Source organism: Embleya sp. NPDC008237 (genome assembly GCF_042956465.1).
Lineage (GTDB): Bacteria > Actinomycetota > Actinomycetes > Streptomycetales > Streptomycetaceae > Embleya.
The window spans coordinates 110,678-121,188 of record NZ_JBIBGL010000017.1; the positions used below are offsets into that span (position 1 = coordinate 110,678).

9 protein-coding genes and 2 pseudogenes are annotated in these 10,511 nt (G+C 70.2%); 5 read left to right on the forward strand and 6 right to left on the reverse strand.

Annotated features, from left to right (window positions below; all coding sequences use genetic code 11):
* Window positions 1-15 precede the first annotated feature (15 nt).
* Window positions 16-1,812 (forward strand): gamma-glutamyltransferase family protein, encoded by a 1,797-nt coding sequence (locus tag ACFZBU_RS36010; protein ID WP_391587945.1) that lies wholly within the window; start codon window positions 16-18, stop codon window positions 1,810-1,812.
* A gap of 54 nt (window positions 1,813-1,866) precedes the next feature.
* Here the strand turns inward: ACFZBU_RS36010 and ACFZBU_RS36015 are convergent, their stop codons facing one another.
* The 3 genes from ACFZBU_RS36015 to ACFZBU_RS36025 all read right to left on the reverse strand — a co-directional run bounded on the left by ACFZBU_RS36015 (window position 1,867) and on the right by ACFZBU_RS36025 (window position 5,576).
* Window positions 1,867-3,186 (reverse strand): MFS transporter, encoded by a 1,320-nt coding sequence (locus ACFZBU_RS36015; protein ID WP_391587946.1) that lies wholly within the window; start codon window positions 3,184-3,186, stop codon window positions 1,867-1,869.
* A complete protein-coding gene (locus ACFZBU_RS36020; RefSeq protein ID WP_391587947.1) occupies window positions 3,083-4,255 on the reverse strand; it encodes a transposase in 1,173 nt (390 codons plus the stop codon). Before ACFZBU_RS36020 ends, ACFZBU_RS36015 begins: the two co-directional genes overlap by 104 nt.
* Before the next feature lie 574 nt (window positions 4,256-4,829).
* Window positions 4,830-5,576, reverse strand: coding sequence for a hypothetical protein (locus tag ACFZBU_RS36025; RefSeq protein WP_391587948.1), 747 nt, complete (start codon window positions 5,574-5,576; stop codon window positions 4,830-4,832).
* A 332-nt stretch (window positions 5,577-5,908) separates the two neighbouring features.
* Here ACFZBU_RS36025 and ACFZBU_RS36030 point away from each other — a divergent pair, with 332 nt between their 5' ends.
* A complete protein-coding gene (locus tag ACFZBU_RS36030) occupies window positions 5,909-6,502 on the forward strand; it encodes a transcriptional regulator (protein WP_391587949.1) in 594 nt (197 codons plus the stop codon).
* A gap of 15 nt (window positions 6,503-6,517) precedes the next feature.
* Here the strand turns inward: ACFZBU_RS36030 and ACFZBU_RS36035 are convergent, their stop codons facing one another.
* A complete protein-coding gene (locus ACFZBU_RS36035) occupies window positions 6,518-7,024 on the reverse strand; it encodes an RNA polymerase sigma factor (RefSeq protein WP_391587950.1) in 507 nt (168 codons plus the stop codon).
* 636 nt (window positions 7,025-7,660) lie between these two features.
* Window positions 7,661-8,701 carry an NAD(P)-dependent alcohol dehydrogenase gene (locus tag ACFZBU_RS36040; RefSeq protein ID WP_391587951.1) on the reverse strand — a complete coding sequence of 347 codons (1,041 nt, stop codon included), beginning with the start codon at window positions 8,699-8,701 and terminating at the stop codon, window positions 7,661-7,663.
* Window positions 8,702-8,795: 94 nt separating this feature from the next.
* Between ACFZBU_RS36040 and ACFZBU_RS36045 the strand changes: the two genes are divergently transcribed.
* Window positions 8,796-9,404 carry a TetR family transcriptional regulator gene (locus ACFZBU_RS36045; protein WP_391587952.1) on the forward strand — a complete coding sequence of 203 codons (609 nt, stop codon included), beginning with the start codon at window positions 8,796-8,798 and terminating at the stop codon, window positions 9,402-9,404.
* 284 nt (window positions 9,405-9,688) lie between these two features.
* Here ACFZBU_RS36045 and ACFZBU_RS36050 read toward each other — a convergent pair.
* Window positions 9,689-9,985, reverse strand: a pseudogene (locus tag ACFZBU_RS36050) (Tn3 family transposase); the annotation flags it as partial.
* A gap of 55 nt (window positions 9,986-10,040) precedes the next feature.
* On the opposite strand from ACFZBU_RS36050, the pseudogene ACFZBU_RS36055 reads away from it, so the two are divergent.
* Together ACFZBU_RS36055 and ACFZBU_RS36060 are read left to right on the forward strand one after the other, a co-directional pair.
* Window positions 10,041-10,097: pseudogene (locus ACFZBU_RS36055) on the forward strand (hypothetical protein); the annotation flags it as partial.
* 19 nt (window positions 10,098-10,116) lie between these two features.
* On the forward strand, window positions 10,117-10,428 hold the full coding sequence (locus ACFZBU_RS36060; RefSeq protein WP_391587953.1) for a LysR substrate-binding domain-containing protein: 312 nt from the start codon (window positions 10,117-10,119) through the stop codon (window positions 10,426-10,428).
* Window positions 10,429-10,511 lie beyond the last annotated feature (83 nt).

Consider the following 10,511-nt stretch of genomic DNA (forward strand, 5'->3'; position numbering starts at 1 on the left):
TCGGAAGGACGTCTCGTGCTGCATCGTCCGGAACTGCACGGCACCGCGTGCGCGGTCTCCTCCACGCACTGGCTCGCTTCGGCGGCGGGCGTGGCGATGTTCGACCGCGGCGGGAACGCGTTCGACGCCGCCACCGCCGCGGCCCTGGTCATCCAGGTGGTGGAGCCGCATCTGAACGGCCCCGGCGGAGACGTCCCGATCATGGTCTACGACGCGGCGACCGGGTCCACCCAGGTCGTCTGCGGACAGGGTCCGATGCCGCGGCAGGCGACGCCCGAGGCGTTTCGCCGGCGCGGGCTGGCGGTGATACCCGGCTCCGGACTGCTGGCGGCCACCGTGCCCGGGGCCTTCGGCGCCTGGATGCGCCTGCTGCGCGACTTCGGCCGGCTGACGGTACAGGACGTGCTGGAGCCCGCGATCGGCTACGCCGAGGACGGATATCCGCTGCTGCCCAAAACCGCCGCGATGATCGAGGTGATGGCGCCGCTCTTCCGCGACGAGTGGACCGAGTCCGGCCGTACCTATCTGCACCACGGCGCGGCTCCCGCGCCCGGCGCCCGGATGCGCAATCCGGCGCTGGCCCGGACATATCGCCGCATCCTCGCCGAGGCCACGGCGGGCGGACGAACGCGCGAGGCACAGGCGGACGCCGCGATCTCGGCCTTCTACGAGGGATTCGTCGCCGAGGCCGTCGACCGGTTCATGGCAACCGAGGAGCCGATCGACTCCACCGGCCGGCACAACGGCGGCCTGCTCACCGGTGACGACCTGGCCGGCTGGCGGGTACCCGTCGAGGCCACCGTGGCCCTCGACTACCGCGGTCACAGCGTGCACAAGGCGGGTCCCTGGTCCCAAGGCCCGGTCTTCCTCCAGCAACTGGCCCTGCTGGAGGGCTTCGACATCAACGCGATGGGCTTCGGGAGCGCGGACCACGTGCACACCGTGATCGAGTCCGCCAAGTTGGCCTTCGCGGACCGGGAGGCGTGGTACGGCGACCCGGAGCACGCCGACGTGCCGCTGGCCGGCCTCCTCGACCCCGCCTACGCGGCGGCCCGCCGGACCCTGATCGGATCCGAGGCGTCCGATGTCCTGCGCCCCGGCTCCCCCGACGGTCGGAAACCGTGGATTCCCCCGGTACTGGACGTGTCCGCCTCCTCCGGCGACCCGGACTGGCTGCGGCAGTTGGCCGACGGCATCCCGACCGTCCTGCAGCGGACGGCGGCGAAGGGCGACACGTGCTGCGTGAGTGCGACCGATCGCGACGGCAACATGGTGGTCGCCACCCCCAGTGGCGGGTGGCTCAAGAGCTCCCCTGTGGTCCCCGGTCTCGGATTTCCGCTGGGCACCCGAGGCCAGATGGCCTGGTTGGACGAGGGGCACAACAACTCCGTCGCTCCGGGCAAACGGCCCCGTACGACGCTCAGTCCGACCTTGGCGCTCCGGGACGGCGCCCCCTATCTGGCCTTCGGTACGCCCGGGGGCGACCAACAGGACCAGTGGACCCTGAACTTCTTCGTCAACCACGTCGACTTCGGCATGAGCCCCCAGCAGGCGGTGGAAGCGGCGACCTTCCACACCGACCACGTACCGAGCTCGTTCACGCCCCGTCGGGCGCGGCCGCTGGCCGCGGTCGTGGAGCAGGACGGGTTCGATCCGGCCGTCCTGACCGAGCTTCGCCGGCGCGGCCACGAGGTGCAGACGGTCGCGCCGATGACCCTGGGCAAGGTGTGTGCCACGGGCCCGGACTCGCACGGCGGCGTGCTGGCGGCGGCGAGTCCGCGCGGGCAACAGGCGTACGCGGTCGTTCGGTGACCGTGGACGGGCGCGGTGGGAGCCGCGCCCGGCCTTGCGGAAAGCGGTGCCCGGTCACCGGGGGAGCGTCGGATCGTCGACCGGATCCGGATCCGGATCCGGATCCGGATCCGGATCGGCTGCGCCGTCGAGTCCGGCGGGTCGGCTTCGAACCGCCTCGAGACTCGCCAACCTGGGGACCACGACGAGGGACGCGAGCAGGACGACACCGCCGAGAACGGCGGGGGTGCGCACGGAGAACGCGGAACCGAGCCAGCCGCTGAGCCCGGCGCCGACCAGGATCCCCAGACGGCTCAGCAACAGGTAGCAGCTGTTGACCCGACCGAGAAGCCGACGCGGTACGACCCGTTGCCTGAGGGAGACCACCTGCACGTTCCAGGTCACCACACCGAAACTGGCCACGGCGTACAGGACGGCCGCCAAGGCCACGGAGGAGCCGACCCCCAGACCCAGCAGTGAGGCTCCCATCAGGAAGAAGGACAGACCGATTCTGGACGTCAGGCCGAGGCGGTTGCGCAGCCGGCCCGAGGTGACGCCGGCCAACGCTCCGCCGACGGCACCCGAGGCCAACACCATGCCGTACGCCACGGGCGACGCCCCCAGGGTCTTCGTCAACAGCAGCACCAGCATGGTGACCGCCAGATAGAAGGCCATCGACGCCACCGCTGCCACGATGGCCAGCAGCCGGATCCCGCGGTGCGTCCAAGTCCAGCGAACGCCCTCGCGGATGTCCGCCGCCACCGGGCGACGAGGTGACGGCGTGCTCGCGCTCGACCGACCCAACGCGGCCACCAGGGCGGCGGCCAGGACGAAGGAGACGCCGTCCACGGCGAACGGGTACCCCGCGCCGACGACGAACAGGGCGGAGCCCAGCAGCGGGCCGACGAAGTGTCCGCCGACGATGAGACCGCCCTCCAGACGACCGTTGGCGGCCTCGAGTTGCTCGGGCCGCACCACATCCGGCAGGGCGGACGTGGACGCGTTGACGAAGACCGTCTCGCCGCATCCGAGCACGAAGGCCAGCAGGACCGGCACCACCAACGGCGGGCTCGCGACCAGCACCCACGCGGCGAAGCCCAGGACCACCACGGCGCGCACCAGGTCGACCTGCCACATCAGGCGCCGCCGGTCGAACCGGTCGGCCAGGACACCCCCCACCAAGGACATCACCAGCCAGGGCAGCGTTCCGGCCACCGTCACCAACGCCACGGCGCTCGGTGACGACGACACCGTGGCGGCCAACAAGGGCAGGGCCGCCTCCCGCACGCCGTCACCCACGGCGGAGACCGACGAGGCCGACCACAGCAGCGTGAACTTCCTGCCCAGCCTCGACGCCGGAAGCCCCTGCGATGCCGCCGATTTCGCCGTAGTCACCGCCCCAGTCTGGCAGCCGGCCGGCCCCGACGAACGGGAGACGAGAGGAATGGCGCCCGGCAGGCACCAACACGTCGACGGCGCATTCGCCCCGTCCGCCCGATTCGTGGTGAGCACCCGGATCCGGGTGAGGACGTTGCCCGCGTCGGTAGCCGTCTACGCCCCATCGAGGACCTGACGAACGACGAAGTGTGGATCCTTGTGATGCAGTTCCGTGCGAACCCGTGGGACGGGACAACAACGACCTGTTGTCGATGTACCAGGGCGCTTCAGTCCAGGCATCGAGCCGCGCGAGGTTCATCGCTGCGGCGGTGAACAGGTGCTGAAGGTGGGCCTTGGACTGGCTGCGGTAGCGCGACCGGCGCATGCCGAAAGCACGGGCTCCTTGGGAGAGTGTGGCCTCGACGCCGTTGCGCCCGGGCCGCCCCTCACCGCGCCCCCGCGGACGCCTCGGTCCCACCAGAGGGAACATTCCCTTCTCGTCCACCTGGCAGCTCGACCAACCCGTGAGCGGGGCACAGCCTTGGCAGGCGAGGATGCCGCGCATGGCCGGATACCGGCGCTGCCACTCCGCGGGTTCCATGCGTCGGCGCGGGACCAGGGCCTGGGCCCATGCCTCGATCGAGCGGGGGGCGTCGTGGACGAAGGCCATGTCCAGGGGGTGGAGCCGGCGGTCACCGGGACCTCGCGTACGACCATGCGCAGTTGCGCCAGGATCATCGATCCGACCCAGCGGGGCAGGTCCTGGCCCCTGAAGCCCTCCGGGAGCGGCGCCCACGTGCTCGGGGCGCCGGAGGCCACCGGTTCGAGGACGATGACGAACTTGACCGCGTGTTCGTAGCCGTTCACGGCCGTGATCCAGGCGTCGGAGACGGGGATCGCCTGGTTGTCGAACCGGGGGTCGTCGCGCTGGAACAGGCGGGCGTGGTTGTCGATGCGGTGCAGGGACGTCACGAGCGGGATGTGCCGGATGTCCTCGTCGGTTTCGCCGGCCAGGACGACGAACGGTGTGTCCCGTGGCGGATCGTCGCCGCCTGCGGGGCAGGACGAAAGAGGTGTGGTGGATCATGGCGTGCTCCCTTCGAGGGGCGGTGTGTCGGTGCGGGTTCCATCCAGGCCGGTCGACAGCGTTCGTTCACGACGCCGCGCGGTCGAGCCACGCGTCCGTAGCGGGCGATGCAGCGCCGGACGTCCGGGGCGAGATGGGCGTGCTCCGGGTCGGCGAGGAGCACTGCAGCGCGCGACGCGCCAGTCCCACAGTTCCCCGATCGCCGAGACGCCCCGACGATGGCGATCTCGGCCGCGGTGTACGACGGGGCGTCGGGGAGACCCGACGCGTGATCGCCGCTGGTCCTTGGCGTGGGCGTTTGCGGCCCTTTGCAGCGTGCGCGTGATGATCGAGGGATCGACGCCGTAGCGGCGGGCGAGTTCGGCGCGGCTGAGGGGATGGCCGGCGTGGGGTCGGCCATGGATCGTTTCTCCCGATGTCCGGTCGGGGCCCGGCCGCCGTGGGGGCAGGGCCCTTCGGAATGCGGATGCGTCGCGGCAGCCGCGCGGTGGGCGTCGGGCAACAACGGGGCGCGATCGCTGCGGGTCTTCCCGTGCTTGAGTACCAGAAGTGTTGCCCGAGAACTCCCAACCAGTCAGAAGGGAGGTTCGAGATCGCCGCGGCCATCGCTGTGTGGCCCGCAGTCCCAGGGTTCCTCCTGGGAAGGTTCGATCCCGGTGACGTCGTGGCCCCATGTTTCGAGGGCCTTCCGGGCAACGCGCCGGTCAAGGTCGTCGCTGCCGGTGTCCAGGATGCGGCGCGCGTGCACGGCGAGGTGATCGCGGTGCCGGGCAAGCGCGGGGTGTTCGGCGAGGACGAGCGCGGCGAGGCCGGCGGCTTCGCGCACGTCCTGGTGATCGTCCTGCAGGTAGGGCACGACGGCTCGATAAAGCATCGGGCGCAGGTCCCGGAAGGCTGCCAGGGTGGTGTCGGGGGTGAGGAAGCCGGGGAAGTACTGCTCGGTGCGGTCGACAATCTCGTCGGAGGCGTCGTAGGCCGTGGAAACCAACCAGTTCAACAATGTTGCGCGGATGGGGACGTTGCGATACGGCCGCAGGGTCATGGCCGCCGGGTGGGCGAGGATACCGGCGACGTACATGGCGACGGGGGCGGTGGCTTCGTAGATGCTGTTCTGGTGGCCGACCAGCTCCGTCAGTTCCGACAAAGCGGCGACCTGCACCTTGGAATCAGGCTCCAGCAACCGTGCCAGGACTTCGGGAAGGCATTCACCGGTTCCGAAAGCCGTCTGGAGCGAACCCCAATCAGTTTCCCCCAGGACTACCCGGTAGGGCGGCAAGTCAGGCTCGCGGGGCGCCCCGGCCTTGGAGCTGCTGTGGTTCACGGGCCGAACCTAGCCCAGACTTCCGACACTTCGTTCGTGTTGTTTCTGCCCGCGTCCTTTCCGACGGCCGTTCCGGCGGGCGAGGCACGGAACGCCCGGTCGGCGGTTCCTGTGGGTCAACGGGCTTACTCTGCTCGGGCGTCGGGGTTTTCGCTCCACTCGTGAAAGTCCTGTGCCAGGTCTCGGTGATCCGGCCGCGATCACGCCACCAGCCCCGGACCGCAGCCGCGGCGGCGACTGGCGCACCGTGTTCACCGAGGGACGCGGGGTGGGCGACGTGAAGGACAAGGACACCTACACCCTCCAGACCAAGGAAATGAACTCAACGCCGCATGCCGTACCGCTCCCTGGAGTCCGGCAAGTACGGCATGCGAGCCTCCGCCCTGGCGCCCTGGCGCCATGGCCGGGCGGCTGGGCGGCTGGACGAGCCGGCCGACGGCGTCGCCTCGCCCGTCGACACCGAACGCGGCCTGGCCGCACATCTGCGCTACCTCACCGCCTCCGGAGCCGGCTACGAGGCGATGGACACCGCCGGCATCGCCGTCACGCCACGCACCCTCGCGGCCTGGCCGGCCGAGGACCGCACGCCGAGCCGGGCGAACCTGCGCCGGATCGACGCGGCGTACCGGGACCTGCGCCGGCGCAACGTGGTCCGGTCGTTGATCCGCCGGTTGAACAACGGAGGCCGGGGCACCCGGGTGGAACTGCACCCGCACGACCAGTCCGGGGTGCGCGACCAGCACCGCCGGGCGGGCGTTGCCGGTCACCGTAGCGTCAACGTCCGCCGCTGGGACGCCATCGTCCGCACCTGGGCGGCCGGCGACGAACGCGCCCTGGACGAGGAGTGGACCGACGAGGTCCTGGCCGACCTCGGCTCCGACTGGGGCGGCTACGAGTACGCCACCGGAGTCGGCTTCGCAGCCTGAGGGCCCCTGTAGGGCTCATCCCGCGTGTCCTAATCTCACGTAGCTCAGCTCCGCCCAGACGCAGAGCGTGAACGCCTCCTGCTCGGTGCGGCTGAGGTGGCCGAGGGCTTCGCGTACCAGGCGCATGCGGCCCTCGTCGGCCAGTCGTTGCGCGACGAAGTCGGCGTGATCGGGCTCGCCCGCGCGTTCGGTGAGGTGGTGCAGGCGGTCCAGCGCGCGCCGGGGCCGGGCGCGGGAGCGGCGGTGTCGGTGGATGACGTTGTTGGCGACGCCGAGCAGCCAGGGCAGCAACGATCCGGCGTCGGCAACGAGCACGCGCTTGCGCAGTCGCCAGGTTTCGAGGAAGACCATCGACGTCGCGTCTTCGGCCGAGTCCCACGCAGCGGTTCGTCGGAAGCAGTGGGTCAGGACGGCGTCGGAATGTCGCCGGTACAGCTGCGCGTAGGCGTCGCCGTCGCCGTCGTGGACCCGCGCCCACAACTCGGCGTCCGCGACGCTCGTGCGGAGATCGGTTGTTGTCATGCCCCTTCATGCCCGATGTGGCTATGGAGTTCCATCGTTGATCTCCGTGGGCGTCGCCTTCGGACCCGAGTGGTCGGACGGACTGCTCGGCTGTCGGCTCGCGGAATCCCGGGCCTGATCGGGCCGCCACCCCGCCGAGTTCTCACCACTGAGCGACACCACGACCGGACGGACGTCCACGTCACCACGCCGCCTGGCAGTCATGGCCGGACGGGTTTCGGCACTACCCCACCCTCGGTACCCGTGATCCGCCCTGCCGTTCCTCCTGCAAAAGCCATGTCGTTTGAGAACAGCGGAACCTGCGTTCTTCAAACGAACATGGCAACCACCCGGCTCGCAGGCGTCTCAATCGCCATCTGCATTGCGACAGGACAGGCGCGCACTCGGCGTCCGATCCGAGGATTCGGACACGGTCGTGAGATTCCGGGACTGGACACGTCGTGAGACACCGCGAGAAGCCCCAGGTCACAGCGTCGGCGCAGGCGGAGGCGACCGGGCCGGAGCGCGAGCGGCACGGCGAGCCGGGAGCCGCCATGCACTTCGGGCACGGATGGCGTTCGACGAGATCGGCTTCCGACCCGGCCGGCGGGCAAGACTCTTGAGGGTCCGTTATGAGTCCGGATTTGCGCTGTCTCTTCAGTCCAGGTCGGACATGTCGAGCACGAAGCGGTAGCGGACGTCGTTTCGCCGGAGGCGGTCGAGTGCGGTGTCCACCTGTGACGACGGGAGTACTTCGATGTCGGCGGCGATGCCGTTGTCGGCGCAGAATTGGAGCATCTCGGCTGTCGCCGGGCGGCCTCCGCTGCCCGCGGAACTGAGCTTCTTGCGGCCGATGAGCAGGTCCGTCGCTTCGACGGTGACGGGGCCCAGGTACCCGAGGAGGCTGAGGGTGCCGTCCATCGTCACCAGCTTCAGATACGGGGCGAGGTCGTGAGGGGCGGGGATGGTGTCGATGACGACGTCGAACGTGTCGCGTGCCGTGGCCATCCGCCGGCTGTCGGTGGAGTCGACGAGGTCGTGAGCGCCGAGCTTGCGGGCGTCGTCGAGCTTGTCCCGGGTGCGGCTGATGACGGTCGTGGTGGCGCCGAGCGCCACGGCCATCTTGACCGCGAGGTGGCCCAGGCCTCCGAGGCCGGCCACGGCGACGCGACTGCCGGGGCCCACGCCCAGGGAGCGCAGGGGTTCCCACACGGTGACGCCGGCGCACATCAGCGGGGCGGCTGCGGCCGGGTCGAGGCCGGAGGGGAGCGGGTAGGCGAAGGTGTCGCGCACGACGTACTCGCGGGAGTAGCCGCCCAGGGTGGTCGACCCGTCCTGCCGGTCGGTGCCGCCGTAGGTCAGAGTCGGGAAGGAGTGGCAGAAATTCTCCTGTCCGGCTTCACACATGACGCACACGCCGCAGGAGTCGACGATGTTGCCCACCGCGACGCGGTCGCCGACCGAGAAGGTGGTCACCACGGCGCCGGTCCCGGTCACCACGCCGGTGAATTCGTGACCGGGCACCAGGGGCGCTCTCGTGTGCTGGTCCCAGGCGTGCAGGGCGTGCAGGTCGGTGTGGCACACGCCGCAGTAGTCGACCTGCACCGCGATGTCATCCGGGCGCAGGTCACGGCGCTCCAGCGCCGCGCGCCGCAGCGCCGTCGGACCGGCCGCCTGCCATCCGGTGGTCGTTCGCATACGTGACTCCTTAAACAGACTATTCTGTCTGTTGCAGCGTAAGCGCGATCGCACCCCAAGGCAAACCTACTGTTCTGTTTGATATGATGTGGGCATGCCGGAACAGCCCCAGACCTCGCGAGGCGCCGCGACCTACCAGCGCATCCTGGACGCCGCCACCGAAGAGTTCGCCCAGCACGGCATCGCCGGGGCGCGCATCGAACGCATCGTGACGGCAGCGCGCACCAACAAGGCACAGCTCTACGCCTACTTCGGCGACAAGGAACGACTCTTCGACGCGATCTTCCTCAGCTCGCTGGAGCGCATCACCAACGTCGTGCCCATCGACGCCGACGATCTCGCGGGCTGGGCCGTCCGTCTCTACGACGAATACCTGCGCCGCCCCGACCTCATCCGACTGGCGACCTGGACACGACTGGAGCGCCGTCCCGACGGGCACCTCGTCGAGACGCACCAGCACTACGACGACCGCAAGCTCAGGGCCATCGCCGAGGCCCAGGACGCCGGGCGGGTTCGTGCGGGTGACCCGTTCGACATCATGGCCATGGTCATCGCCATGTCCATGGCCTGGTCACCGGTCAGCAACGTATACGCGGCCGGCAGCCAAGAACCCGATGACGTACACGAGCGGCGCCGCGCCCTGCTCCGCGACTGCGTCCAAAGAGCCACCGCGGCCGGCAGAAGCGACGCATCCCCCTCGTGACTGCCACCCACACCCTTGGTGACACTCACGCACGTCGCCTGGGCTCCGGCCAGGACCGGCCCAGGTCTCATGCCGGAACTGCCGCTGCCTCCGCCTGCGGAGCTCGCGGCGACAGCCCCGCCGGTCCGCCTCGGTGAGCGTGTCCGCCCACTTCGGATCCGCCAAACCCCGTTGTACCAGCAAGGTATTGACATGCACGAGACTGCTCCGCAAAAGGTGCAGGGCGAGCATCGAGCCTCCTGGCTCTCCTTGTCCGCACCCGTCAGGTCGCCGTCCTTGCCGTAGAACAGGTCGGAGTTCGCCGAGTTCCAGTTCTCCGCCACCTGCAAGCCCTCGCCGATCTCCTTGCGCATCGCCGCATCCGACAGGTAGTCGCAGATGAACGCCGTCCGCACTACGCGCCCCAGCTCCTCGATCGCCTGGTAGGTCGGGTGCTTGGGGCCGCCCTCGGTGAAGCGGCGCAGGACCTGCTCGGCCTCGGCGGTGCCCAGCCGCAGGGCGGTGGTGTACTTCACCATCCGGTCGTACTGCTGGGCTATCAGGTCCCAGTCGATCGTGCGAGTGGAGAGCACCGGGGCCATGTGCGGCCGGTTCTTGTCCTCGCCCGCCGCCGGCCGGTACAACCGGGCCCGCCCGATGCAGCCCGCGCTCACCAAGCGGATCCAGGCGCTCGAGGCCCGCGTCGGCGGCGCGTTGCTCCGGCGCGGTCGGCATGGTGCCCACCTCACCGCGCCGGGGCGGGCGTTGTTGCCCGACGCCCGCGACGCGACTGCGTCCCCGGATCCTCCAGCGCGCCCACGACGTCCAGACCGTACCGGCCCTGGTGGCCGCAGGCATCGGCGCGGCGCTGGTGTCCGCCCGCGCCGGCGCCATCGCGCCGGGTCTGCGCCCCGTCCCGGTCGACCGCCCCGCCGCACGCCGGCGGACCGGCCTGGCCCGTGCGCGCCGCGAACCGTCCCCGACGCCGGCCGTGTTCATCGAGTCCGCCCGGGACGTCACCCGAAACCCGAGGCCACGGCCGTGACTTCGGATCCGAAGCGAAAGGTATGGTCATCCGTACCTTCGGTCCTTTGTGTGATCTGGGTCATGTTGACGCCTCGCGTGTCG